This window comes from Micromonospora sp. WMMD812 (genome assembly GCF_027497215.1).
Classification (GTDB): domain Bacteria; phylum Actinomycetota; class Actinomycetes; order Mycobacteriales; family Micromonosporaceae; genus Micromonospora.
The window spans coordinates 6409329-6434457 of record NZ_CP114904.1 but is presented as its reverse complement, the minus strand read 5'-3'; the positions used below and the strand labels follow the sequence as shown (position 1 = coordinate 6434457).

The following is a 25129-nucleotide window of genomic DNA, read 5'->3' as shown; positions in this document are numbered from 1 at the left end:
CACGACCCGCGTCACCCTCATGACCGGCGCTGGCCCCGGCTCCCGGCCGGCCGCTCGTGCCGGGTCAGGCGGCGAGACCGTCGAGTGCCGGCTGGTGGACCACACCGAGTGCGGCCTCCACCACCGAGACGAACTGTTCGGCCGCGCGGAGCAGGTCGTCGGCCTCCCGGGCGCTGACCACCCGGGGTATGCCGGCCTCGGCGGCGGCCCGTTTGCCGGCCCCGGCGGCGAAGAAGCGCGCCCACTCGTCGAGCTCGGGGGCGACGGCGGAGAGCAGGACCCAGACGCTGGTGATCCGGTTGCGGCTGGTGGGCGCGGGGCGGGCCCGGGCGGCGAGCAGGGCCGCGGCCGCACGGAGCGCGGCCAGGTGGGCGGCCGCGTAGCGGAGGCCGTCGGGGCGGGTCTGGCCGGCCTCGGTCAGCCCCTGCCGGGCCACCGCGAGCAACTGGGCGGGGGTGCGGTGCGGCAGCACGTGCGCCGGCACCGTCGGTGGCTGAGCCGGGTTGGTCGGCATGGGACTGTCTCCTCCACGTGGCCGAGACGGCCGGCGGCGGACGGATCCGCCGACGGACGCCGGGGTCGGGTGGTGCGGAGGAAGACGCACCGGTGTGGGGGCCGGCCGGGTGTGGATGCTTCCCCACACCACACCCGGCCGGCGTACCGGCGGGTTCGTCGCCCGCCGCCCGGGGGTCGTGGGCGGCGGACGACGCTCCTGCCTGACGGGCCCGGGCTCGCGACTGCCCGGAACCCAGGTGCGGCCCGCGGTGCCGCACCTGCCCGGAGCCGCGCCGCGAAACACCGCTCCTGGGCTGGGTTGGAACGAACGTTCGAGGCAATCGAACACTCGTTCTAACTACTGCTGACAGTACACCTCCCCTCCGACGAAAATGCAACGTGTGACGCGCTGCCCCATCACGAGCGCCCCGGGTGGGCGTACCGGCGTGGCCGGGCCGACCCGTCGGGGGCGGACCGGGGACAATGGCGGGATGCAGCCACACCCGAACGTACGGGCGGTGCAGGACGCGCTGGCGGGCGCCGGCGCGCGGGACGGCTCCGGCGCGCCCTGCGCCGTCCGCCTGCTGCCCGACGCGGTCCACACCGCCGCCGCGGCCGCCGAGGCGCTCGGCGTCCAGGTCGGTCAGATCGCCAACTCGCTCGTCTTCGAGGCCGACGGCACCCCGCTGCTCGTGCTCACCTCCGGCGCGCACCGGGTCGACGTCGCCGAGCTGGCCGCCTCGATCGGGGTCACCCGGTTGCGCCGCGCCACCCCGGAGTTCGTCCGGGAGCACACCGGGCAGCCCATCGGCGGTGTCGCCCCGCTCGGGCACCCACGGCCGCTGCGCACCCTGGTGGACACCACGCTGGCCGCGTACCACGAGATCTGGGCCGCCGGCGGCGTTCCCCGCGCGGTCTTCCCCACCACCTACACCGAGCTGCTCCGGGTCACCGCCGGCACCCCGGCCGAGGTGGCGTGACCGAGGTCCCCGAGCTGGTCACGCTGCACGTCTGGCGAACCGCGCCGGCCGCGCTGCCCCGGGCGCTGACCCGGATGGCGCTCGACCCGCGCCGGCTTCGGGCCACCCCGGGCGTCCGGTTCGGCAAGCTGCTCGGCACCGGGACCGGGACCGGCTTCGGGCCGGGCGACGCCGACCCGACCCGGTGGGCCGCCCTGACCGTCTGGGACTCCCCCGCCGCGGCGGCCGGCTTCGACGACGCGCCGGTGGGCCGGGCCTGGGCCCGGATCGCCCGCGCCTCCGCCCGGGTCGACCTGCGTCCGCTGACCAGCCGGGGCGAGTGGTCGCGCCGCCGCCCGTTCGGCACGCCGTCGGGCGGCCGGGTCGCCGGTCCGGTGCTCGCACTGACCCGGGCCCGGCTGCGGGCCCGGCGGGCGGCCACCTTCTGGCGGGCGGTCCCGCCGGTGGCCGCCGCCCTGCGCACCGCGCCCGGGCTGCTGGCCCGGTTCGGCGTCGGCGAGGCGCCGCTGGGCTGGCAGGGCACGGTGAGCGTGTGGCGGGACCCGACGGACCTGGTGGCGTTCGCGTACCGTCACCCGGAGCATCGCGCGGCGATCACCAGGACCCCCACCGAGGGCTGGTACGCCGAGGAGCTCTTCGCGCGGTTCGAGGTGCGCGACGTGGTCGGTGACCGCACGGTGCTGGGCTGGGTCGACGAGAACGACAGAGGTTGGTGGGCATGAGGTTGGTGCGGTGGACCCCGGAGGATCTCGTCCGACGGCTGGACGACGTGGTGGCCGTCTACGGCGAGGCGATGGGCTACCGGACCGACCTTCTGGAGGCCCGGCGCGGCTACATCGCCACCCACGTACGCCGGTCCGGGTTCCGCGCCGTCGCCAGCCTGAGCAGCGAGGGTCACCTGGCCGGGTTCGGGTACGGCTACCTCGGCGCGGCCGGGCAGTGGTGGCACGACCAGGTGCTGCGGGCGCTGGACCCGGCCGCCCGGCAGCGTTGGCTGACCGACTGCTTCGAGGTGGTCGAGCTGCACGTCCGGCCGGCCGCGCAGGGGCACGGCCTGGGCACCGGGCAGCTGCGGGCGCTGCTCACCCTGGCCGAGGGGACCACCACCCTGCTCTCCACCCCGGAGGCCGACGAGCAGACGTCGCGGGCCTGGCGGCTGTACCGCCGGTTCGGCTTCACCGACGTGCTGCGCGACTTCCACTTCCCCGGCGACGAGCGGCCGTTCGGCGTGCTCGGCCGGGACCTGCCGCTCGACCATCCCGCCACATGACCCGGCGGCTGCCCTGGGCGCTGCTGGCCGTCCTGGTGGCCGCGCAGATCTGCTACCCGCTGACCGCCGGGACGACCAGGGCGCGGCTGACCGTGGCCACGGTCGTCCTCGGCTACCTGCTCTCGGTCGGCCACGCCCTGCTCAGCCGGGGCCCACGGGCCGCGGCGGCGCTGGTCGCGGTGGCCACCGGCGGCGGGTTCGCCGTCGAGGCGGTCGGGGTGGGCACCGGTGTGCCGTTCGGCACCTACGACTACTCGGGCGAGCTGGGCCCGAAGCTGGCCGGCGTACCGCTGATCATCCCGCTGGCCTGGACCTGGATGGCCTGGCCGGCCTGGCTGGCGGCGGTGCGGCTCACCGCGCCGGCCCCGGCCGCCGGGCGGGCGGCCCCGTCCGCCGGATCACCGGCCGCCGGCCTGCTCCGGGTCCGGCGGGTCGCGCTGGCCGCGACGGGCCTGGCCACCTGGGACCTCTTCCTCGACCCGCAGATGGTGGCCGAGGGCTACTGGCGCTGGCGGGACGCCGTCCCCGCCCTGCCCGGGCTGCCCGGCGTCCCGGTCAGCAACTACCTGGGCTGGCTGCTCTTCGCGGTGCTGCTGATGAGCGCGTTGCGGCCGCTGGCCGGGCCGGCCGTGGCGGCCACCGACGGCCGGGACGCGCCGATGGTCGCGCTCTACCTCTGGACGTACGCCTCCAGCGTGCTGGCCCACGCGGTCTTCCTCGGCCTGCCCGCCTCGGCGCTCTGGGGCGCGGCCGGCATGGGGGCGACGGCGGTCCCGCTGGCGGTGGCCCTGCTGCGTGCCCGGCGTCGCCACGACGACCGGCGGGAGCCGCCGGTGGCCTCGCGGCCCGGCGTCGACGCGACCGCATGAGCGCCCTGCTCGCGCTGCTGCTCGGCGTCGCCGCGCTGACCGGGCACACCCTGGTCAACGCCACCCGCTGGCTGCGCCGGCCGGCCGGACCGCCGGCCGAGGTGACCGAGCCGGTGGCGGTGCTGTTGCCGCTGCGGGACGAGGCCGCCCGGATTGGCCCGTGCCTGCGGGCGCTGCTCGACCAGCGGGGCGTGCCCGGGCTGCGGATCGTGGTGCTCGACGACGGCTCCACCGACGGCACCGCCGACGCGGTGCGCGCGATCGCCGGCGACGACCCGCGGGTCACCCTGCTCACCGGAGTCGCCCCGCCGCCGGGCTGGCTGGGCAAGCCGTACGCCTGCTGGCAGCTCGCCACCCGGGCCGATCCGGCGGCGACCGCGCTGGTCTTCGTGGACGCCGACGTGGTGCTCGCCCCGCACGCCGTGGCGGCGGCGGTCGCCGAACTGCGCGCGGCGGACGTGACGCTGCTGTCGCCGTACCCCCGGATCGTGGTGGCGACGGCGGCCGACCGGCTGGTCCAGCCGCTGCTGCAGTGGCTGTGGCTGACGTTCCTGCCGCTGCGGGCGATGGAGCGCTCACGCCGGCCGGCGCTGGCCGCGGCCGGCGGGCAGTTCCTGGTGCTGGACCGGGCCGGCTACCTGCGGGCGGGCGGGCACGCCGCGGTCGCCGACCGGATCCTGGAGGACATCGAGCTGGCCCGCGCGGTGAAGCGTTCCGGCGGCCGGATCGCCCTCGCCGACGGCTCCCGGCTGGCCGCCTGCCGGATGTACGAGGACTGGCCGCAGCTGCGCGACGGCTACTCGAAGTCGCTCTGGGCGACGTTCGGGCATCCGGCCGCGGCGGCCGCCGTGGTGGCGCTGCTGCTCCTGCTCTACACCGCGCCGCCGCTGCTGGCGGTGGGTGCGCTCGCGGCCGGTGCGCCGGCGGCGGCGCTGGTGGCCGCCGGCGCCTACCTGCTCGGGGTGGCCGGGCGGGTCACCACCGCGCGGGCCACCGGCGGCCGGTGGTGGCCCGACGCGCTGACACACCCCGTGTCGGTCGTGGTCCTCGGTTGGCTGACCCTGCGGTCGTACCATCTGCGCAAGCGGCGGCGGCTGTCCTGGCGGGGCCGCCCGGTCGGCTAGGAGGCGCGGGATGGCACGGATCGTGGTCGTCGGCGCCGGGGTGGGCGGGCTGGCCACCGCCGCCCGACTGGCCGCCACGGGGCACGAGGTGACCGTCTTCGAACGGGCCGAGACGGTCGGCGGCAAGCTGGGCCGGCACGTGCACGACACGCCGGCCGGCGCGTTCCACTTCGACACCGGGCCGAGCCTGCTCACCATCCCCGATGTCTTCACCGACCTGTTCGAGGCGACCGGGGCGAAACTCGACGAGTATCTGGACCTGGCGCCACTGGACCCGATCGTCCGGCACGTCTTCCCGGACGGGTCGACCCTGGACTCCTGCGCCGACCCGGCCGAATTCACCGCCCGGATCGGCGCCGCCCTCGGCGACCGGGCGGCGACGGAGTGGCAGCGGTTGTGGCGCCGCGCCGCCCGGGTGTGGGCGGCCTCGTCGCGGGACGTGCTGCGCCGCCCGGTCGACTCCCCCCGCGACCTCGCCGCCCTGGCCTGGCGGCTGGGTGACCTGGCCGCCATCGGGCCGGGCCGGTCACTGCGCGACCTGGGCCGTCGGCACCTCGCCGACCCGCGGCTGCGGATGCTGCTGGACCGGTACGCCACCTACACCGGCGCCGATCCGCGCCGGGCGCCGGCCGCACTCGTCGCCGTCCCGTACGCCGAGCTCTCGTTCGGCGGCTGGTACCTGCGCGGCGGGCTGGGCACGCTCGCCGACGCGCTGCTGTCACGGTGCCTGGACCTCGGGGTGGTCGTGCAGACCGGCACCGCGGTGACCCGGATCGACGCCGCGGGCGGTCGGGTGCACGGCGTACGCCTCGACGGCGTCGCCGCGCCGGTCCCCGCCGACGTGGTGGTGGCGAACTGCGACGCGCTCACCCTCTACCGCAACCTGCTGCCCCACCCGCGCCGGCTGGCCGGGCTCACCGACCGCAGCCTGGCCGGGTTCGTGCTGCTGCTCGGCGTGACCGGCACCTCCGGGCTGGCCCACCACACCGCCTTCTTCCCGGCCGACTACGACGCCGAGTTCGACGCGGTCTTCGGCGACCCCGGCCGGGGCGTCCGGGCCCGCCCGGCGGCCGACCCGACGGTCTTCGTCACCGTCGCCGACGACCCGCTGGTCCGGCCGGAGGGGCACGAGGCGTGGTTCGTGCTGGTCAACGCCGCCCGGCACGGCAGCGCGGCGGGCGCGGTCGACTGGCGCCGGCCCGGGCTCGCCGAGGCGTACGCCGACCGGATCCTGGACGTGCTCGCCGCGCGCGGCGTGGACGTGCGCGACCGGCTGCTGTTCCGCGAGATCCGCACCCCGGCGGACCTGGACGCCTCGACCGGGGCGCCGGGCGGGACGATCTACGGCACCGCGGGCGGCCTGCTCCGGCCGGCCAACCGTGGCCCGGTGCACGGGCTGTGGCTGGTCGGCGGCTCCGGGCACCCGGGCGGCGGCCTGCCGATGGTCACCCTCTCCGCCCAGATAGTCGCCACCGACATCGGCCCCGCCTGACCCACGCCCCCACCCCACCCCGCGCCCCCGCCCCGCGCGCCCCCGCCCCGCCCCGCCCCGCCCCGCGATCTTGCACTTTCGGCCCGCGGATCGCGGCATTTGTCCGTGATGCCGGGGCGCAAGGTACAAGATCGCGGTGGGGCCGGGTCCGGGCGGCGCGGGCCCGTTCAGCCGGCTTCGAGCAGGGCACGGCGGACGGCGGCCAGGAGCTGGCCCAGGCCGAAGCCGGCGAGCAGCACCCAGACCGCGGTCGCCATGGTGATGGTGCCGGCCGCGAGGTCGGGCTCGATCAGCCCGGCCAACCCGGCCACCAGCAGCCCGCCCAGGGCCACCGAGACCCGGGTCGGCCGCTCCCCCACGGTCACCGCGCCGATCTCCCGCATGCCCGCGGAGACCGCCCGGGCCCGCACGTACTCGTGCAGCCAGGAGAGCGCACCGGCGGCGGCCACCAGCGCGCCCGGCGCGCCCACCAGCCAGAACGCGACGAGCCACGCGGCCTCACCGAGCCGGTCGGCCACCGAGTCGTAGACGTAGCCGAGCCGGGTGGTGCGAGCGGTGACCACCGCCACCGCCCCGTCGACGCTGTCCGCCACACCCGCCAGCAGCACGAACAGCGCCCCGAGGAACGGCCCGTCCCCCGGCTGCACGGCGAACACCGGCACGCAGACGCAGAGCAGCACACCGACCACCGTCACCGGATTCGGGCCGACCCGCAGCCGGCCCAGGACGTACCCGATGTGGTAGGCGAACCGCAGCCAGGCGCGGACGACCGGGGCGGCGGCCCGGGGATCGAAGCCCCCGTGCAGCCGTGCCCACGCCGTGGCGTACTCGTCCCACTTCAGCTGTGTGCCCACCACTGATCAACCGTCGCGGCGCGGATCAGGTGTCGCCTCGCGCGCGTTCACGCCCGCGCGTCCACCCGCAGGTTCTGCCAGACCTCGCGGGTGGCGGTGGAGCGGTTGAGGGTGATGAAGTGGATCCCGGGTACGCCCTCGTCGAGCAGCCGGCCGCACATCTCGCTGGCCTGCTCGATGCCGAGCCGGCGTACCGCGTCCGGGTCGTCGGCGACCTTTGCGAACCGCTCGGCGAGCGCGGCCGGGAAGGGCGCCCCGGAGAGCTGGACCGACCGCTCGATGGTGCCCAGCTGGGTCACTGGCATCACGCCGGCGAGGATCGGCGTGTCGCAGCCGGCCGCCGCCACCCGGTCCCGCAGCCGCAGGTAGTCGTCGGCGTCGAAGAACATCTGGGTGATCGCGAACTCCGCGCCGGCCCGGCACTTGCGGACGAAGTACTCGGTGTCGCTGGCCACGTCCGGCGAGCGGGGGTGCTTGTACGGGAAGGCGGCCACGCCGACGCTGAAGTCGCCGGCGTCGCGCACCAGCCGGACCAGCTCCTCGGCGTAGAGCACGCCCTCGGGGTGCCGGACCCACTCGCCACCGGGGTTGCCCGGCGGGTCGCCGCGCACGACCAGCACGTTGCGCACCCCGACCCCGGCCAGCCGGCCGATCACGTGCCGCAGCTCGGCGACGGAGTGGTCGACCGCGGTGAGGTGCGCCATCGGCAGCAGCGTCGTCTCGGTGGCGATCCGCTCGGTCACCGCGACGGTGGTGTCCCGGGTCGACCCGCCGGCCCCGTACGTGATCGACACGAAGGACGGCCGCAGCGACTCCAGCTCCCGGATCGCCTGCCAGAGCAGCCGCTCGCCCTGCGGTGTCTTCGGCGGGAAGAACTCGAAGGAGAAGGTCGGCTGCCGCTCACGGATCAGCTCCCCGATGGCCGGTTGCGGGTTGGGGAGGACCGAGGGGAGACCGAGCGCCACGTCCCGACTCTAGCGGGCGACGCCCGCCGGACCCACGACCTTTCCACCTGTCGGCGGCTCGGGCGGACGGCCCCGAAAGCCGGCAGGCTCGGCTCGGCCCGCGCGGGAAAGCGTCGTACCCCCGGGATAGACAGGTGGCAGCGCGGGTGGAGCCGGCCGGGGACCGGTCTCCCGGGGGGCGTGCGCGGGGGTCGCCGACCAGCGGTGGCATGGTCGGTCCGGTGGGCGGGCCGTCGCCGCCGTGCCGCATCCGTCGGGAGGGACCGATGACGCCGACCCCGCCACCCGGCCCACCGCTGCTCGGGCCACTGCTCACCCAACTCCGGCTGGCCCGCGGGTGGAGCCAGCAACGCAGCGCCGCCGAGCTCTGCGCCGCCGCCGGCGTCCCGACCCTGAGCCGGCACGAGATCTCCCGGTGGGAGCGCCAGGTGCGGGTCCCCGGCGACTTCTGGCTGCGCTGGCTCGCGGTCGTCCTCGCCGCGCCGGCCGAGCTGCTGGCCGGCGCCGCGGCGCGCACCCGGGTCCCCGCGCCGACGCCGGTGCGGCCCGCCGGGGGCACGCGGTCCCGGGCGGCGCTGCTCGCGTTGGCGCAGCGCTGGCTGGCCGACCCGCGAGCCGGCCTGCTGGTCGCCGCGCCGGGCCGGTGCGCCCCGCCGGCACCGCCGACTGCCGGGCCCGATCCCGACCCGCGCGCGAGGCCATCGCCGGGCTCCGGATCGCCGCTGTCCGGCGGTACGCCCCCGGCTTCCCGCCGACCCGGCCCGGTGGACGCCGTGGACCTGGCCGAGCTGCGCCGGCTGGACGACCTGGCCGGCGGGGTCGACCTCGCCCCGCTCGGCGCGGACCGGCTCCGCCGGCTGGTCCGGGCCCTGCCCCGGTCCGGCCCGGCCGGCCGGCGTCGGTTGCTGCCGGTGCTCGCCGAGTCGGCCCAGATCGCCGGCTGGCTCGCCGCGGACGCCGGTGACCTGTCCGGCGGTCTGGACGCCTACCGGCTCGGGCTGCGCGCGGCGGCCTCCGCCGGCGACCCGGCGCTCGCCGGGCACGTGCTCGGCTCGGCCAGCCACATGCTCGCCGGCGTCGGCGACGCGCCGGGCGCCCTCCTGCTCGCCCGCACCGCGTACGCGGGCAGCCGGCGGTGGGCCGGCCCGGGGCTGCGCGCCCTGCTGCTGCACCGGGTGGCGCTGGCCGCCGCGCTCGGTGGGCAGCCGGGCGCCGCCGCCGAGGCCCTCGGTGCGGCCGAGCGGGCCGCCGAGAAGATCGATCCGGATCACGAGCCGCCCTGGCTCTACTGGCTCGACGGGCCGGAGCTGGCGGCGATGGCCGGGCGGGCCCTGGTCGCTCTCGGGCGGCCCCGCCGGGCGGAGGCGCTGCTGGGCGCGGCCCGGGAGCCGGGACGGCCCCGCCGCGCGGCGGTCTACGGCGGCTGGTTGGCCCGGGGCTACCTCCAGCTCGGCGAGGTGGAGTTGGCCTGCGACGTGGCCGGCGGTGCCCTGCTCGACGCGGTACGTGCCGGTTCTCCCCGGGCGGTGACGCAGCTGGCCGAGGTGCGCCGCCGACTGGCCGATCATCGGCGGGCACCGGCGGTCCGCCGCCACGCGGCGCTGGTCGCGGCGGCCCGCCCGTACCTGCCCCGGCCGCTGCCCGCGCCAGGAGCGGGGCGGAGCCCGCCGGTGCGGGTCGCGCAAGCCGATACCGGCGGGTACCGAAGGCACGACCCGACCGGCTAGCGTTCTGGCGTGACCGACGCTGCTCCCGTCTCCCCCGTCGACCGTGCCGGCCTCCGCCAGCGGATCGACAAGGCTCTCACCGAGTTCCTCGCCAACCAGCGGATGTGGATGGCCGGTGTCGACGACGCGCTGACACCGGTGGCGGAAGCCATCGAGGCGTTCGTGCTGGGCGGCGGCAAGCGGCTGCGCCCGGCCTTCGCCTACTGGGGCTACCGCGGCGCCGGCGGGGTGGACAGCGACCCGGTGCTGGCCGCCCTGGCCGCGCTGGAGTTCGTACAGGCCAGCGCGCTGATCCACGACGACCTGATGGACCGCTCCGACACCCGGCGGGGCGAACCGGCGGTGCACCGGCGGTTCGCCGCCCGGCACCGCCGGTCCGGCTGGGGTGGTGACCCGGACGGGTTCGGCGACGCCGCGGCGATCCTGCTCGGCGATCTCTGCCTGGTCTGGTCCGACGAGCTGCTGCACTCCGCCGGGCTGGACCCTCGCACGGTGGCCCGGGCCCGCCCGGTCTTCGACGAGATGCGCACCGAGGTCACCGTCGGCCAGTACCTCGACGTCCTCACCCAGGTGACCCGGGACACCTCGGTCGAGCGGGCCGGCAAGGTCGCCCGCTACAAGTCGGCGAAGTACACGGTCGAGCGGCCGCTGCTGCTCGGCGCCGCGCTGGCCGACGCGCCGACGGAGGTCCGGGCGGCCTACTCGGCGTACGGGCTGCCGCTGGGCGAGGCGTTCCAGCTCCGCGACGACGTCCTGGGCGTCTTCGGCGACCCGACGCAGACCGGTAAGCCCGCCGGTGACGACCTGCGTGAGGGCAAGCGGACCTACCTGGTGGCGGCGGCCCTGGAGGTGGCCGACGACACCGGCCGCGAGCTGCTGCTGGCCGGGCTCGGCGATCCCGAGCTGGACGAGCAGGGAGTCGCCCGGTTGCGGGAGCTGATCACCACGACCGGCGCGCTGTCCCGCACCGAGCAGCGGATCGTCACGCTCACCGAGGGCGCGCTGGCCGCGCTGACCACCGTCGACCTCGACACCGAGGCCCGCCAGGCCCTGGTCGACCTCGCGATCGCCGCCACCCGCCGCACCGACTGACCCTCCACCCGGCCACCCCGCCGGCCGGCGGCCGCCCATCGCCACCCGCCGACCCCGCCCGCACTGTATTGATCATGAAGTTATCGCGCCGACACGCCGGTGCCGTGGGCAATAACTTCATGATCAACCGGCTGGGCCTCGGCTGGGCCTCGGATGGGGCGGGGTGGGGCGGTCGGGGGTCAGAAGCCGAGGGCTTGGGCGCGGCGCTTGACCTCGCGGGCCTGGTCGCCGCCGAGGGCGGTCGCCGGGGTGCCGGGCAGGGTGTCGTCCGGCTCGTACAGCCAACGCAGCGCGGCTTCGTCGTCGTAGCCGGCGTCGGTCAGCAGGTTGAGCACGCCGGGCAGGTGCTTGAGCACCGTACGGTTGGCCACCAGATCGGCCGGCACCCGGCGGACGCCGTCCCGGCGGACCGCCAACAGCTCGCGGTCGCGGATCATCTGGTGCACCTTGCTGATCGACACGTCGAGACGCTCGGCGACGTCCGGCAGGGTGAGCCAGCCGGCGGCGTCGGCGGGTCCGGCGAGGTCGGGGCCGGTGTCGGCCCGGTCGGCGGGTACGGATTCGGTCACTCGGACACCCTGCCACGCCGCGGCCGGACCGGGCCAACGGCACCCCGAGGAGGATCCGGATACCGATCCTGCCCCGTCCCGACGCGGGCCAGCCACCCGATCCCCGCCCCGCGTTCCGGACCGCAGTCACCAGGCGTGGCCGCCCGCTCACCCCACCCACGGTGGGGTCGGGCGGCGGACGGCTCCCGGAGCCGGCGGAGACCGGGGCGTCAGCGCAGCTCACGGACGGTGCGGGCGGCCGGCGAGCGCGGCGGGACGCGGTCCGTCGCACTCCGGCTGTAGCATCCAGTTCTACCTTCACCCTCCCGACACATAGACTCCCTGCCGATGGACACACAGGTCGCCGACACGTTGCTGGGCTCGCTGATCGACGGGCGCTACCGCATACGCGGTCGCGTGGCCCGTGGCGGCATGGCGACCGTGTACACCGCCACCGACGAGCGCCTCGAGCGCACCGTCGCGGTCAAGATCATTCATCCGACCCAGGCGTCCGAGGCGCGCACCCGGATCGCCGGGTTCGTGGAGCGGTTCACCGACGAGGCGAAGACGATCGCCCGGCTGACCCACCCCAACGTGGTCGCCGTCTATGACCAGGGCACCCATGGGGGTCTGCCCTACCTGGTGATGGAGTACGTCCGCGGCCGGACCCTGCGCGAGGTGCTCGCCGAGCGTCGACGGCTCAACCCGGACGAGGCGCTGGCCATCTTCGAGCAGATGCTCGCGGCGATCGCCGCCGCGCACCGGTCCGGGGTGGTGCACCGCGACGTCAAGCCGGAGAACGTGCTGGTCGCCGAGGCGCCCACCGGCGGCGTGGCCAACCTGGTCGACGGCGTGGTCAAGGTCGCCGACTTCGGGCTGGCCCGGGCGGTCGAGGCCAGCGCCGAGGAGAGCGGCAACCAGCTGATGGCCACGGTGGCGTACGTCGCCCCCGAGCTGGTCACCGAGGGCCGCGCCGACCCACGCACCGACGTCTACTCGGCCGGCATCGTGCTGTTCGAGATGCTCACCGGCCGGGTGCCCTACGACGGCGACCGCCCGGTCGACATCGCCTGGCAGCACGTCGACCGGGACGTGCCGGCCCCGTCCACCCTGGTGCCCGGCCTGCCCCCGGTCCTCGACGAGCTCGTGGCCCGGGCCACCCGGCGCGACCCGGCCGCCCGGCCGGCCGACGCCGGCGCGCTCCTCTCCGAGGTGCAGGTGGCCCGGGACGACCTCGGCAACCCGAACAGCCGCACCGCCGTGCTGCGCCGGGTGGCCGACGAGCCGCCGCTGGCCCAGCCCACCATGGTGGTCGCGGCGGTCCGCCCCGCCCAGCGGCCGGCCTGGGCCCGGCTGCCCGAGGGCGGCCAGCGGACCGGCCGGCGCCGGGCCACGGCGCCCGAGGGCGACGACCTCTGGTCGCGGCTCGGCCAGCTTCGCACCCGCGTGATGGGCGATCGGCGCGGCCGGCTCGCGGTGGCCGCGGTCGTGGTCGTGCTCGGCCTGGTCGCCGCCATCGGCGGTTGGTGGTTCGGTGCGGGCCGCTACACGTCCGCCCCGCAGCTGGTCAGCCTGAGCAAGGCCGACGCGGAGGCGCAGGCCACCCGCGCCGGCCTGACCCTGAAGTACGCCGAGCCGCGCTACGACGAGAAGGCACCGAAGGACAGCGTGCTGCTCCAGGATCCGGCCTCGGCCGCCCGGGTCGTCAAGGGCAGCACGATCACCCTGACCCTCTCCCTCGGCCCGGAGCGCTTCCCGGTGCCCGACGTGGTGGGCAAGGAGTTCGAGCTGGCCGAGGCGGACCTGGTCGGGGCGAAGCTGGTGGTGGCCAAGGGCGCGGCCCGCTACGACGACAACCTGCCGGCCGGCGTGGTGGTGGACACCAACCCGAAGGTGGGCGCCGAGGTCAAGCCCGGCGCCAAGGTGACCGTCATCCTGAGCAAGGGCCGGGCCCCGGTGAGCGTGCCGAACCTGGTCGGCAAGACCCTCGCGGAGGCCCGGGACACGCTCGCCAAGCTCGGCCTGACTCCGGTGGAGACCTACAAGGACTCGGACAAGCCGAAGGACGAGGTCCTCGGGCAGAGCCCGGCCGACGGCACCGGCGTGGAGAAGGGCACCCAGGTCAAGCTGGACGTCAGCAAGGGCCCCCCGCTGGTGGTCGTACCCCGGGTGGTGGACCTGCCGTGCCCGCAGGCCAAGCAGTTGCTGGAGAGCCAGGGTTTCCCGGTGGCGATCCAGTTCAACCCGAACGGGATCGTCCGGTTCCAGAACCCGGGCGAGAACTCGCAGGTGCCGCCGGCCACCCCGGTGACGCTCGGGTGCCTCTGAGATGGCGGTGACCACGACCCGTCCGGTCGGCGCCCACACGCCGACCTCGGGTGGCCTGGCCAAGGCGGCCCTGCCCTACCTCGACGCGACCGGCGCCGAGGTGGTCCAGGTCTACGTCTCCAACTCGCGCGGCTGGGCGCTGCCGCCCGGCGACCCGGGGCAGGACGCGCTGTTCCGCGCCGGCTGCGCCGAGCGGGGCGTACCGGTCTTCATCCACGCGTCGCTGCTGGTGAACCTCGGCTCGCCCACCCCCGCCACCGTCGAGCGGTCGGTCCAGACGTTGGCCCACGCGCTCGCCCGGGGCGCCGCGATCGGGGCGCGGGGCGTGGTGTTCCACGCCGGCAGCGCGGTCGATTCCGGGCACGCGGAGGCGGCGATGCGGCAGGTCCGCGAGGCGCTGCTGCCGCTGCTGGACTCGGCCGCCGCGACCGACGGGCCGATGCTGCTGGTCGAGCCGAGCGCCGGCGGCGGCCGGTCGCTCGCCTCCCGGGTGGAGCAGCTCGGGCCCTACCTGGACGCCGTCGACCGGCACCCGCGGCTCGGCGTCTGCTTCGACACCTGCCACGCCTGGGCCGCCGGGCACGACCTGGCCGCCGAGGGCGGCATGACCGCGACGCTGGACACCCTGGTGGCCACCGTGGGGGCCGACCGGCTCCGGCTGGTGCACGCGAACGACTCGAAGGACCTGTGCGGCTCCACCCGGGACCGGCACGAGAACATCGGCAAGGGCATGATCGGCGAGCCGGCGTTCGCGGAGCTGATGGCGCACCCGGCCACCGCCGGCGTTCCGGTGGTGGTGGAGACCCCCAGCGAGAAGCAGGTCGGCCACGCCGCCGACATCGCCACCCTCAAGCGCCTCCACCCCTGACCAACCCAACCCAACCCGCCCCGCACCAACCCGGCCCACCCCGCCCGAGGCCCGGCGCGGTGATCACGAGGTTCGCGTCAGGAACCGGCCCGCGGATGACGCGAACCTCGTGATCACCGGGAGACCGGCGGTGGGCGGTCGGGGGGTGGGGCGGGGGTCAGGCGCGGAGGATCTGCGTGAGGACGTCTACCGCGCGGTCGATGCCGGCGTCGTCGACGTCCATGTGGGTGACCAGGCGGGCGGTCCGCGGGCCGAGCACCGAGATCAGCACCCCCTCGGCTCGCGCGGCGGCGGCCAGCGCGTGCGCGTCGAGGGCGGACTTGGTCAGGTCCAGCGGCACCAGGTTGGTCCGCGCCGCGGTGGCCAGCACACCGAACGGGGCGACCGCCTCGGCCAGCCGGGCGGCCTTGGCGTGGTCCTCGGCCAGCCGGCCGACGTGGTGGGCCAAAGCGTACCGGCCGGCCGCGGCCAGGACTCCGGCCTGCCGCATCCCGCCGCCCATCCGCTTGCGGATGAGCCGGGCCCGCTCGATCTTCTCGGCGCTGCCCACCACCAGCGAGCCGACCGGCGCGCCGAGCCCCTTGGAGAGGCAGACCGACAGGGTGTCGAAGAGCCGGCCGTACTCGGCCAGCGGCACCCCGTCGGCGATATGGGCGTGCCAGATCCGGGCGCCGTCGCAGTGCAGCGCGAGCCGGGCGTCGTCGGCGATCCGGCGCAGTTCGCGCAGCGTCGCCAGCGGGATCACCCCGCCGCCACCCCGGTTGTGGGTCTGCTCCACGGCGATCGCGCGGGTCGGGACCGCGAAGTAGCCATCCGGACGGATCATGGCGGCGACCACGTCCGGGTCGATGTCCGCGCCGACCGCCGGCCAGGTCCGCGACGAGATCCCGCCGTACGCGGCCGCGGCACCGATCTCGTACGTGACCACGTGCGCGTCGGCGTCGCAGAGCAGTTCCTCGCCGGGCGGCACCACCAGTTGCAGGGCGATCTGGTTGGCCATCGACCCGCTCGGGGCGAACAGCGCCGCCTCGTGCCCGAAGAGCGCGGCGACCTCGGCTTCGAGGGCGTTGACGGTCGGGTCCTCGCCGTACACGTCGTCGCCGACGTCGGCGGTCGCCATCGCGTCCCGCATGCCGGCGGTGGGCCGGGTCACGGTGTCGGAGCGAAGGTCGATCAGGTTCTCAGCCACGGTGATCCTCTCGGCTGTCGACTGCGGGGCTCGCAAGCTCACTCCTCGCGTCAGCCACGCAGCATCTCCGCTACCAGGAAGGCCAGCTCCAACGACTGCTGGGTGTTCAGCCGCGGGTCACAGGCGGTTTCGTACCGGTCGGGCAGGTCGAGGTCCTCGATGCCCTGGGCGCCGCCGAGGCACTCGGTGACGTCCTCGCCGGTCAGCTCCACGTGCAGGCCACCGGGGTGGGTCTCCAGGCCCCGGTGCACCTCGAAGTAGCCCAGCACCTCGTCCACGATCCGGTCGAAGTGCCGGGTCTTGTAGCCGTTGGACGACTCGTGCGTGTTGCCGTGCATCGGGTCGCACTGCCAGACCACCTTGGCGCCGGCGGCGGTGACCTTCGCCACGATCGGCGGCAGCGCGTCCCGGACCCGGTGGTTGCCCATCCGGCTGATCAGCGTGAGCCGGCCGGGGACGTTGTCCGGGTTGAGCTTCTCGCAGAGCTCGATCGCCTCGTCCGGGGTGGTGGTCGGGCCGAGCTTGACGCCGATCGGGTTGGCGATGCGGGAGATGAAGTCGATGTGCGCCCCGTCGATCTGCCGGGTACGCTCCCCGATCCACAGGAAGTGCCCGGACAGCCCGTACGCGCGGTTGCCGGAGACCCGGGTCAGCGCCCGGTCGTACTCCAGCGCCAGCGCCTCGTGCGAGCAGTGGAGGGTGACCGTACGCAGCGCCTCGTCGTCGGTCATCCCGCACGCCCGGATGAAGGCCAGCGCCCGGTCGATCTCGCGGGCGATCGCCTCGTAGCGCTCCCCGGCCGGGGAGTTCTTCACGAACCCCTTGTTCCAGTCGTGCACCGCGTGCAGGTCGGCCAGCCCGCCGGCCAGGTACGCCCGGAGCATGTTCATGGCGGCGGCCGAGTTCGCGTACGCCCGGATCATGCGCTGCGGGTCGGCGACCCGCGCCTCCGGCGTCGCCTCCAGCGAGTTGATCATGTCGCCGCGGTACGCGGGCAGGCCGCGCGCGTCGGTCGGCAGCGACCGGGGCTTGGTGTACTGCCCGGCGACCCGGGCCACCTTGACCACCGGCAGGGAGGCGCCGTAGGTCAGCACGATCGCCATCTGCAGCAGGGTCCGGGCGTTCGCCAGCAGGTGGCTCTCGGTGTTGTCGGCGAAGGTCTCCGCGCAGTCGCCGCCCTGGAGCAGGAACGCCTTGCCCTCGCAGACCAGCGCCAGCCGCTGCCGGAGCTGGTCGACCTCGTAGGGCGCGACCACCGAGGGCACGGTGTCCAGCACCTTGCACACCTCGGCCACCTTCGCCTGGTCCGGCCAGGGCGGAACCTGCTCACGGGGCAGGTCCCGCCAGCGGTCCAGGCCGAGGGCGGCGTCCTCGGCGGAGTCGGCTGTCGGACGACTGGTCTGGAGCCCCGGGCTGCCCACCGCGGGATGGCTCAGCTGGTGCCACTCATGGCGCATGACAGAAAGCGTACGGCGACGGCCGGGGCGGGCGACCGCCGAGGGGGACCGTTCCGCCACCTGGGAGATCGCCGGGCGCCGAGGCGCATCGGCGCAGGTCAGGTCGCGGGCGTCGCCGTCGGGGCGGCCGTGGCGCCGGCGGTGGCGGCCGCCTCGCCGGCGATGCACCAGTCGGCGCCGTCCCGCGTGACGGTGAACACCAACGGGCGGGTGGCCTTCCGCGATCCGACGGCGACCGAGACCGAGACGCTCACCTCCTGCCCGCGGGGGCCGGACCGGATGTCGGTGATCGCCGCCTGCGGCACCTCGAAGTGGTCGGCGAAGTCGCCGTTCGGCCCCGTGGCCGCCGCGTCGAAGCTGTCGTGCAGCGCCGCGCAGAGCTGGCTGCGCCCGGCCGCCGCGTCCTTGGCGGTCATCGCGTCGAGGTAGGCCTGCACCCGCTCACGGGACTTCGTGGCGGCCTCTTCCGCGGGCGCGCGGTCGGGCTTCGCCGCCGGCTCGTCCTTCGTGCCGAAGGCGCACCCGGCCAGGGCGAGCGGCAGGGTCGCGAGGACGCCGGCGAACCCCGCCAGCCTCCGGTGCGTCACGCCCATCAACCCCTCCCCTCGGCCAGCGGAGACAGATGTACCGAGCGGCGAGTCTGTCACATCGGGCTGAGCGGTGCGGAGGGTCCCCCGGCGCGTCGCGGTGTCGGCGGGTCCGGGGCAGGCCGCCCGTACCGGCCGGGCGGGCCGGGGCAGGCCGTGCGCCCCCCGCCGGGCGGGCAGAGGCGCACGGGGCATACGGGACGCACGGGACGCACGCGGGCGGGGAGGGACGGTGCGTGTCCCTCCCCGCCGTGTGGGTGATGCGTCGGCCTACGGCTCAGCCGAGACCGCCCTTGATGGCGCCGATCAGCTCGCCGTTGGAGGTGTCACCGGAGAGCTCCCAGAAGAAGGCGCCACCGAGGCCCTGGGTGTTCGCGTACGTCATCTTGCCGTTGATGGTGGACGGGGTGTCGTAGCTCCACCAGTTGCTGCCGCACTTGGCGTACGCCGTGCCGCCGACCGTGCCCGTCGCCGGGCAGGTGTTCTTGAGGACCTTGTAGTCCTCGATGCCCGCCTCGTAGGTGCCCGGGGCGGCGCCGGTCGCGCTGCCACCCGGGGCGCTCTGGGTGACGCCGGTCCAGCCCCGGCCGTAGAAGCCGATGCCGAGCAGCAGCTTGTTGGCCGGAATGCCCTTGCTCTTGAGTTTCTGGATCGCCGCGTCCGACCAGAAGCCCTGCTGCGGGATACCGGTGTACGAGTACAGCGGCGAGTGCGGGGCGGTCGGGCCCTGCGCGGCGAAGGCGCCGAAGTAGTCGTACGTCATCGGCATGATCCAGTTGAGGCTGTTCGCGGCCCCGGCGTAGTCGGTGGCGTCGATCTTGCCGCCGTTGCTGCCGTCCGCGGTGATCGCGGCGGTGACCAGGGCGTTGGAGCCGAACTTGGTCCGCAGCGCGGCGGCCACGTTCTTGAACGCGTTCGGGCCGCTGGAGTCGCAGCTCAGGCCGCAGGCGTTGGGATACTCCCAGTCGATGTCGATGCCGTCGAAGACGTCGGCCCAGCGCGGGTCCTCGACGAGGTTGTAGCAGCTGTCGGCGAACGCGGCCGGGTTCTGCGCGGCCTGCGTGAACCCGCCGGACCAGGTCCAGCCGCCGAAGGACCAGATCACCTTGAGGTGCGGGTACATCTGCTTGAGCTTGCGCAGCTGGTTGAAGCTGCCACGCAGGGGCTGGTCCCAGGTGTCGGCGACGCCGTCGACGCTGTCCGCGGCCGTGTAGGCCTTCTCGTAGTCGGCGTAGCTGTCGCCGATCGAGCAGCGGCCGCCGGTGGTGTTGCCGAAGGCGTAGAGGATGTGGGTCAGCTTCGCCGCCGAGCCGCTGGTGTGGATGTTCTTGACGTGGTAGTTGCGGGCGTACACGCCCCACTCGGCGAAGTAGCCGACGATCTTCTTCCCGCCCGGCGGTGGCGTGGTCGGGGGCGGGGTGGTCGGGGGCGGCGTGGTGGGCGGCGTCGTGGTGGGTGGGGTGGTGGTCGGCGGCGTCGTGGTCGGCGGGGCGCCGCCGCCGCAGGACGCGCCGTTGATGGTGCAGTTCAGCGGCGCCTTGTACGCGCCGGTGCCGTTGTAGCCCCAGCTGAACGAGGCGCCCGGCGCGATGCCGCCGGCCCAGCTCTTCTTGACCGCGACGTAGTGGTCGCCGGTGCGCGTCACGTCGGCGTCCCAGGAGCTGCCGATGCTGGTGCCCGAGGGCAGGTCGAACTCGATGCGCCAGGTGCTGACCGTGGCGTCCGAGCCGTTGGTGATCGTCACCCTGGTCTCGTGACCGGTCCCCCAGTCCTGCACCTTCGTGAACGTGGTCGTCACGCTTCCGGCGCCGAACGCGGTGGCGACCGGCGCCATCGCCGCGGTCACCACGACCACGGCGCCGGCCCAGAGGGCCCGGCGGAGCGATCTCTTCATGCGGCGTCTCCTCAAACAGTTAGGAAACTTTCCAGAATGATTGCTGAGACGCTACTCACGGCGTCATCACTTAGTCAAGATGTGCATGTTTCGATTTCTCGCACCCGGCGAAACAGCCGCCCACCACCCCACCCGGCCCGCCCCACCCCCGCCCCCACCAGGTCGATCATGAGTTTGCGGCGACTTCGATCTCCCCCGGCGCCGCAAACCTCATGATCAACCGGGTCGAGGGGTGGACGGCGGCGGGTCGTGGGCGCGGGGCGGGTCGTGGGGGTGGCGGTAGCCTCGCCGGATGACCGTCTTCGACATCCCGATCGGCGCCCTGAACGGCGGGCCCGCCGACCTCGCCCAGTACCGCGGTCGCGCGTTGCTCGTGGTCAACGTCGCCTCCCGCTGTGGCCTCACCCCGCAGTACGCCGGCCTTCAGGCCCTCGCCGACGAGTACGCCGACCGCGGCCTCGTGGTGCTCGGCGTGCCGTGCAACCAGTTCGCCGGCCAGGAGCCGGGCACCGCCGCCGAGATCAGCGACTTCTGCCAGGTGAACTACGGCGTGACCTTCCCGCTCACCGAGAAGGTCGAGGTCAACGGGCCCGACCGGCACCCGCTCTACGCGTCGCTCGTGGACACCCCGGACGCCGACGGGCACACCGGCGACGTCCGGTGGAACTTCGAGAAGTTCCTGGTCGCGCCGGACGGCACGGTGGCCGCCCGGTTCGCCCCGCCGGTGGAGCCCGGCGCCACCGAGCTGCGCGCCGCCGTCGAGAAGGTGCTTCCCGCGGCCTGAGCCGCGCTCCCTCGACCAGGCCTCTGCCGCCACCCGGACCGCTCCAGGCGGTTCCGGCCGTCGGGGCACGTGTCGCCGCTCGGGCAGAGTGCGCGCCGCGACGAGTCCGCCGACGGGCGAACGGGCCGGCAGCTCCGGCCGGTCCGCGTCCACCACCACGCGGGACCGGTCCGCCGGGAGGGTGGCAGGCGACCGAGACGCCACCTCCCAGCCGGTGCCGGCAGTACGGTGACCGGGTCGGAGCGCCCGGGCGGCACCGGCCGGACCTCGGTGTCACCGGATCGGCGGTGCGGTCGGCGCGCGGTGCTCCCGGCCCGGCCGGGCGGCGGGCGCGAGCCGGGTCACCCACCACGCCGGTAGGGAACAGCCCCCACGCTGGACGGAGTTGGCACGGGACATGACGACGCTGGGACTGATCGGCAGCGGCAACATCGGCGGCACCCTGGCCCGGCTGGCGGTGGCCGCCGGCTACGACGTGGTGCTCAGCAACTCGCGCGGCCCGGAGACGCTCCGCGACCTGGTCGAGGAGCTGGGCCCCCGGGCCCGCGCCGGGACCGTCCGGGAGGCGGCCGAGGCGGGTGACCTGGTGGTCGTGAGCGTGCCGCTCAAGGCGTACCGGGACCTGCCCGCGGAGCCCCTGGCCGGCAAGGTCGTGCTGGACACCAACAACTACTACCCGCAGCGCGACGGGACCATCGCCGAGCTGGACTCGGGCGCCGCCACCAGCAGCGAACTGCTCCAGCGGCACCTCTCGGCGGCGCGGGTGGTGAAGGTCTTCAACAACATCAACTTCCGGCACCTGGCGACCCTTCCCCGACCGGTCGGCGAGGCCGACCGGAGCGCCCTGCCGATCGCCGGCGACGACCCGGACGCCAGGGCGACCGCCGAGGACTTCCTGGACCGGATCGGCTTCGACGCGGTGGACGCCGGCCGGCTCGCCGAGGGCTGGCGGTACCAGCCCGGCACACCGGCGTACGGGGTCATCTACCGGGCCGTTCCGGACGACTGGGAGCGGGCGGCGCCCGCGGGCAGCGACCGGGTGCGGGCGGCGCTCGACGCCGCCGGCTCGCCGACCTGACCGGCGGCGGACCCGCGGGGCGCACCGGGACCGGGAACGCCCCGCGGGACGTCGGTCAGCCGGCCGCGTTGCGGAACACCGGGTAGTAGCCACCGGACTGGCCGGCGGCGGTGTGGAAAGATCCTTCATGGAAATCCGGGTGGCCGACAATCGCCGCCGGAGCGACGGACGCTCCCCCTCTCGACACGGACCGTGGCACGGTGAGTCCTCGGCGTGTCAGGTCGGTGACAGTTGCATCCGAGTCCTGTTCACGGGACGCTCTGCCGTGGACGGACCCCGAAGACCGGATCCCGGAGGCGACATGCACCTGTTCCGCACCGCGCCGCGCCGTCTGCTCGCCGGAGCCGCCGCGCTCCTGCTCGGCGCCGGGCTGGTGACCACCACGGCCGCGCCGGCCGCCGCGGCGACCGTCGGCTACGTCCGGCTCGCCCACCTCTCCCCCGACACGCCGAGCGTCGACGTCTACCTGGCCGCCCCCGACGCGGCCGAGCCGCAGGTCTTCCCGGGCGTCGGCTACGGGGTGGTCTCCGACTACCTTCCGCTGCCCCCCGGCCGCTACGCGGTGGCGATGCGCGAGGCGGGCGCCGCGGCCAGCGGCCCGCCGGTGCTCACCACCGAGGTCGCGGTGACCAGCGGCGAGGCGTACACGGTGGCCGGGGTGGGGCGGTACGCCGACCTGGGGCTGCGGGTGCTCCGCGACGATCTGAGCACTCCCCGGGGCGGACAGGCCAAGGTCCGCGTCGTGCAGGCGTCGGTGCGCGCGCCGGTGCTCGACGTGGCCGCCGCCGACGGGCCGACCATCGCCAACGGCGTCCACTTCGCCACCACCACCGACTACCAGCTCGTCGAGCCCGGCCAGTGGCGGCTACGGCTGTCCGGCAGCGGCGGCCCGACCACCCAGACCGAGGTGCGGCTGACCGGCGGAGCCGTCTACTCGCTGCTCGTGCTGGACGCGAAGCAGGGTGGCCTCACCACCGAGCTGCGGCGGGACGCCGAGGGCGGCACGGTGGTGCCGGCCGGCGGCGTGGACACCGGCGCCGGTGGCAGCGCCGGGAGCGGGCGCGGCGCGTACCCGCTGATCGCCGGCGGGCTGGCCGTGCTCGCCCTGGCCTCCGGGCTGGCGCTGCTGCTGCGCCGGCGGCGTACCGCCTGGTGACCCCGCCGCGCGGCCCGGCGATCCGGCGGCACCGGAACCGCCGGCCGCCGGCCGCCGCGCTGGTCGCGTTCGGCGCGGCGCTCTGCCTGACGGCCGGGACCGGGGTCGGGCTGGCCACCACGGCCCCGGCCCCGCCGGCCGCCACCTGGCGGCCCGGGTGCGCCGACGGCTGCCCGTCGACCACGGCGTCGCCACCGGCACGCTCCGCACCGCGGGGAGCGCCCACCCGGGTACGCGTCCCGCGGATCGACGTCGACACCCGGCTGACCGTCCTCGGGCTGGATCGCGACGGCGCCCTGGTGCCGCCGGCCGACTTCGGCGTCGTCGGCTGGTACGGCGGCGGTCCGGCCCCCGGCGACACCGGTCCGGCCGTGCTCGCCGGGCACCTCGACTCCCGGCGCGGGCCGGCCGTCTTCGCCCGGCTCGGCGAGCTGCGTCCGGGCGACGCGGTCGAGGTGTGGCGTGGCGGTCAGCGGGTGCCGTTCCGGGTGACCGGCTCCCTGCGCACCCGCAAGGACGCGTTCCCGACCGCCGCCGTGTACGGCCCGACGCCCGGCCCGGAGCTGCGCCTCGTCACCTGCGGCGGTGACTTCGACCGACGTCGCGGGCACTACACGGACAACGTGGTGGTCTTCGCCGTCGCCGATCCCGCCGGTTGACGCCCGGTCGTCAACCGCCCTGGTCGGCCCCGCGCCCGGCCGTCGGGCGCGGCGGGCCCGGCTGTCCGTGCCGGCGCCCGGCGTACGCGGCGTGCGCGGCGACCAGCAGGCCCGGCAGCACGCCGAGCAGCCAGCCCACCGGGCGGGGCGCCTCCACCAGCCGGCCGACCAGCCCCTCGACCCGGGGCGGGCCGGCCACCAGGTACTCCCCCTGCTCGCCGACGCAGGTGACCGTCCACCGGCCCGGCGCGGGCAGCCGGAGGTTGCCGATCCACCGGTAGCTGACGCCGTCGCCGTAGCGCACGGTGCCGAGCACCGGGGAGAGGCCCACCCGCGTGCCGTCCGCCGACCGGGCGTGGCAGTCGCGGACCTCGACCAGCCCGACGGCGAAGACGGCCAGCCGACCGGGCAGCGCCACCGGCACCTCCGCCGGCGACCCGATCGGGGCGCCGCTCCCGATCCCCGTGGCGACGTCGCTGGTCGCGTGCCGCGCGCCGGTCCCGACCAGCGTCGGGGTCAGCACGAAGCCGGCCACGACGAGCGCGGCCGCGAGGGCGTACCGGGTCCGACCCGGCGCGGCCCGCGGCCTCGGCCCCTCCGGCCGACGGGTGTCGGCGAGGGGGCCGATGTCGTCCGCCGGCGCGCGGCTGGCCAGCACCGTGGCCACCAGCACCGCCACGAGCGCCGTGCCGACCAGGGCGAGGCCCGACGGCCAGTGCCGGTAGGTCCACGTCACGCACTCCGACGGGAACGGGCTCACGCAGCCGGGCACGTCGTGCGGCTGTCCCACGCCGAGGAGCCAGAACCGGACGGCCGACAGCGGCCCGATGCCGGACGGCACCGCCAGCTCCACCCCGACCAGCAGCACACCCAGCGTCACCAGGGCCACCGGGCGCCGCCACAGCGCGCCGACGGCGACCCCGACCGCCGCGGCCAGCACCGCCAGCACCAGGCCCCGCACCGGCAGGCCGCGCAGCGGACTCTCGACCTCCACCGGCACGACCAGCCGGAACAGCAGCTGTGCCGCGGCCAGGTAGGCGGCAGCGAGCAGCGCGGCGCCGACCAGCGCCACCGCGAGCCGGACCGGAAAGCGCGGCGGCGCGGCCGCCGGACGGGCGGCGTAGCGGGCCGCGAGCAGGAGCGCGCCGACCGACGCGACCACCACCGACGCGAGGGTCATCGTCCGCAGGTCCGCCCGCCAGCCCTCGTACCGGTTCGCGTCCAGGGCCGGCAGGGTGAGCAGCAGCGCGGCGCCCGCGACGCCGAGGACCCGACCGGGGTACGGCAGCAGGTCCCGGGTCAGGGCGCGGAGCCGCCGGCTCGTCACACCGGCCGGCGGCCGGCGAAGCCGCAGTCCACCCGGTGGTACCACCGCACGTCCGAGTCCCCCTCCAGCCAGCACCAGAGCACCGGCCGGCCGTCCCGGTCGCCGGGGAAGTCGAGCAGCACCGGGGCGACGCCCTTGATCTGGATGTCGTGCTGATGCAGCTCGTCGACGACGGCGTGCAGCCGAGCCTCCAGCCCCTTGACCTCGGCCCGGCCGCCGAGCGGGCTCGCGCCGTGCTCGGCCAGGTCGGCGCGCAGCTCGGCGAGGTCGGCGCGCAGTCGGATCAGCTCGTCGACGCGCGGGCGCAGCGTGACCACCAGGTGCCGGGCCTGGGCGAGTGTGAACACCGGGCCAGTATGGCCGTCCCGCCGCCCGGCGGGGTACCC

24 protein-coding genes are annotated in these 25129 nt (G+C 75.6%); 14 read left to right on the top strand and 10 right to left on the bottom strand.

Annotation, left to right across the window (positions count from 1 at the left end; translation table 11 throughout):
* Nucleotides 1-64: 64 nt before the first annotated feature.
* The gene (locus tag O7603_RS29805) at nt 65-514 is read right to left on the bottom strand and encodes an SAV_6107 family HEPN domain-containing protein (protein WP_281573038.1); all 450 of its coding nucleotides are present in this window, start codon (nt 512-514) and stop codon (nt 65-67) included.
* Nucleotides 515-986: 472 nt separating this feature from the next.
* Between O7603_RS29805 and O7603_RS29800 the strand changes: the two genes are divergently transcribed.
* The 6 genes from O7603_RS29800 to crtI are packed head-to-tail and all read left to right on the top strand — an operon-like array spanning nt 987 to nt 6230.
* Nucleotides 987-1475 carry a YbaK/EbsC family protein gene (locus O7603_RS29800; RefSeq protein ID WP_281573037.1) on the top strand — a complete coding sequence of 163 codons (489 nt, stop codon included), beginning with the start codon at nt 987-989 and terminating at the stop codon, nt 1473-1475.
* The gene (locus O7603_RS29795) at nt 1472-2197 is read left to right on the top strand and encodes a monooxygenase (protein ID WP_281573036.1); all 726 of its coding nucleotides are present in this window, start codon (nt 1472-1474) and stop codon (nt 2195-2197) included. The genes O7603_RS29800 and O7603_RS29795 overlap by 4 nt, the downstream gene beginning before the upstream one ends.
* A complete protein-coding gene (locus tag O7603_RS29790; RefSeq protein ID WP_281573035.1) occupies nt 2194-2745 on the top strand; it encodes a GNAT family N-acetyltransferase in 552 nt (183 codons plus the stop codon). Before O7603_RS29795 ends, O7603_RS29790 begins: the two co-directional genes overlap by 4 nt.
* A complete protein-coding gene (locus O7603_RS29785; protein WP_281573034.1) occupies nt 2742-3614 on the top strand; it encodes a carotenoid biosynthesis protein in 873 nt (290 codons plus the stop codon). The genes O7603_RS29790 and O7603_RS29785 overlap by 4 nt, the downstream gene beginning before the upstream one ends.
* Nucleotides 3611-4738, top strand: a complete 1128-nt coding sequence (locus tag O7603_RS29780; protein ID WP_281573033.1) for a glycosyltransferase — start codon at nt 3611-3613, stop codon at nt 4736-4738. The genes O7603_RS29785 and O7603_RS29780 overlap by 4 nt, the downstream gene beginning before the upstream one ends.
* Before the next feature lie 10 nt (nt 4739-4748).
* Entirely contained in the window at nt 4749-6230 is a 1482-nt protein-coding gene (gene crtI / locus O7603_RS29775; RefSeq protein ID WP_281573032.1) for a phytoene desaturase family protein, read from the top strand.
* Nucleotides 6231-6397: 167 nt separating this feature from the next.
* On the opposite strand, the gene O7603_RS29770 is transcribed toward crtI, so the two are convergent.
* On the bottom strand, nt 6398-7087 hold the full coding sequence (locus tag O7603_RS29770; RefSeq protein ID WP_281573031.1) for a CDP-alcohol phosphatidyltransferase family protein: 690 nt from the start codon (nt 7085-7087) through the stop codon (nt 6398-6400).
* 44 nt (nt 7088-7131) lie between these two features.
* Nucleotides 7132-8049 (bottom strand): methylenetetrahydrofolate reductase [NAD(P)H], encoded by a 918-nt coding sequence (metF, locus tag O7603_RS29765; protein ID WP_281573030.1) that lies wholly within the window; start codon nt 8047-8049, stop codon nt 7132-7134.
* A gap of 266 nt (nt 8050-8315) precedes the next feature.
* Between metF and O7603_RS29760 the strand changes: the two genes are divergently transcribed.
* Nucleotides 8316-9776, top strand: a complete 1461-nt coding sequence (locus tag O7603_RS29760) for a transcriptional regulator (protein WP_281573029.1) — start codon at nt 8316-8318, stop codon at nt 9774-9776.
* 9 nt (nt 9777-9785) lie between these two features.
* Entirely contained in the window at nt 9786-10868 is a 1083-nt protein-coding gene (locus tag O7603_RS29755) for a polyprenyl synthetase family protein (protein ID WP_281573028.1), read from the top strand.
* Nucleotides 10869-11047: 179 nt separating this feature from the next.
* On the opposite strand, the gene O7603_RS29750 is transcribed toward O7603_RS29755, so the two are convergent.
* Nucleotides 11048-11356: an Rv2175c family DNA-binding protein gene (locus O7603_RS29750; protein ID WP_281576868.1), complete on the bottom strand. Its 309-nt coding sequence runs from the start codon at nt 11354-11356 to the stop codon at nt 11048-11050.
* Nucleotides 11357-11764: 408 nt separating this feature from the next.
* On the opposite strand from O7603_RS29750, the gene pknB reads away from it, so the two are divergent.
* Together pknB and O7603_RS29740 are read left to right on the top strand one after the other, a co-directional pair.
* Nucleotides 11765-13744 (top strand): Stk1 family PASTA domain-containing Ser/Thr kinase, encoded by a 1980-nt coding sequence (gene pknB, locus O7603_RS29745; RefSeq protein ID WP_281573027.1) that lies wholly within the window; start codon nt 11765-11767, stop codon nt 13742-13744.
* A gap of 7 nt (nt 13745-13751) precedes the next feature.
* Nucleotides 13752-14612, top strand: a complete 861-nt coding sequence (locus O7603_RS29740; protein ID WP_281573026.1) for a deoxyribonuclease IV — start codon at nt 13752-13754, stop codon at nt 14610-14612.
* 157 nt (nt 14613-14769) lie between these two features.
* On the opposite strand, the gene O7603_RS29735 is transcribed toward O7603_RS29740, so the two are convergent.
* From O7603_RS29735 to O7603_RS29720, 4 genes are all read right to left on the bottom strand, one after another.
* Nucleotides 14770-15789 carry a GntG family PLP-dependent aldolase gene (locus O7603_RS29735; protein WP_281576867.1) on the bottom strand — a complete coding sequence of 340 codons (1020 nt, stop codon included), beginning with the start codon at nt 15787-15789 and terminating at the stop codon, nt 14770-14772.
* Nucleotides 15790-15851: 62 nt separating this feature from the next.
* Nucleotides 15852-17258, bottom strand: a complete 1407-nt coding sequence (locus O7603_RS29730; RefSeq protein WP_281573025.1) for a 3-deoxy-7-phosphoheptulonate synthase class II — start codon at nt 17256-17258, stop codon at nt 15852-15854.
* Nucleotides 17259-17356: 98 nt separating this feature from the next.
* Nucleotides 17357-17851, bottom strand: coding sequence for a hypothetical protein (locus tag O7603_RS29725; RefSeq protein WP_281573024.1), 495 nt, complete (start codon nt 17849-17851; stop codon nt 17357-17359).
* 271 nt (nt 17852-18122) lie between these two features.
* The gene (locus tag O7603_RS29720) at nt 18123-19739 is read right to left on the bottom strand and encodes a glycosyl hydrolase family 18 protein (protein WP_281573023.1); all 1617 of its coding nucleotides are present in this window, start codon (nt 19737-19739) and stop codon (nt 18123-18125) included.
* A 292-nt stretch (nt 19740-20031) separates the two neighbouring features.
* Between O7603_RS29720 and O7603_RS29715 the strand changes: the two genes are divergently transcribed.
* The 4 genes from O7603_RS29715 (at nt 20032) to O7603_RS29700 (ending at nt 23416) form a co-directional block, all read left to right on the top strand.
* Entirely contained in the window at nt 20032-20523 is a 492-nt protein-coding gene (locus O7603_RS29715; RefSeq protein ID WP_281573022.1) for a glutathione peroxidase, read from the top strand.
* Nucleotides 20524-20920: 397 nt separating this feature from the next.
* Complete coding sequence (locus tag O7603_RS29710; protein WP_281573021.1) at nt 20921-21601, top strand: NADPH-dependent F420 reductase; 681 nt, start codon at nt 20921-20923, stop codon at nt 21599-21601.
* Between the two features lie 301 nt (nt 21602-21902).
* Nucleotides 21903-22757 (top strand): DUF4397 domain-containing protein, encoded by an 855-nt coding sequence (locus O7603_RS29705; RefSeq protein WP_281573020.1) that lies wholly within the window; start codon nt 21903-21905, stop codon nt 22755-22757.
* Nucleotides 22754-23416 carry a class F sortase gene (locus O7603_RS29700; RefSeq protein WP_281573019.1) on the top strand — a complete coding sequence of 221 codons (663 nt, stop codon included), beginning with the start codon at nt 22754-22756 and terminating at the stop codon, nt 23414-23416. The genes O7603_RS29705 and O7603_RS29700 overlap by 4 nt, the downstream gene beginning before the upstream one ends.
* Nucleotides 23417-23426: 10 nt before the next feature.
* Here the strand turns inward: O7603_RS29700 and O7603_RS29695 are convergent, their stop codons facing one another.
* Both O7603_RS29695 and O7603_RS29690 read right to left on the bottom strand, forming a co-directional pair.
* Nucleotides 23427-24743, bottom strand: coding sequence for a hypothetical protein (locus O7603_RS29695; protein WP_281573018.1), 1317 nt, complete (start codon nt 24741-24743; stop codon nt 23427-23429).
* Nucleotides 24740-25090 carry a DUF2203 domain-containing protein gene (locus O7603_RS29690; RefSeq protein ID WP_281573017.1) on the bottom strand — a complete coding sequence of 117 codons (351 nt, stop codon included), beginning with the start codon at nt 25088-25090 and terminating at the stop codon, nt 24740-24742. Before O7603_RS29690 ends, O7603_RS29695 begins: the two co-directional genes overlap by 4 nt.
* Nucleotides 25091-25129: the final 39 nt, after the last annotated feature.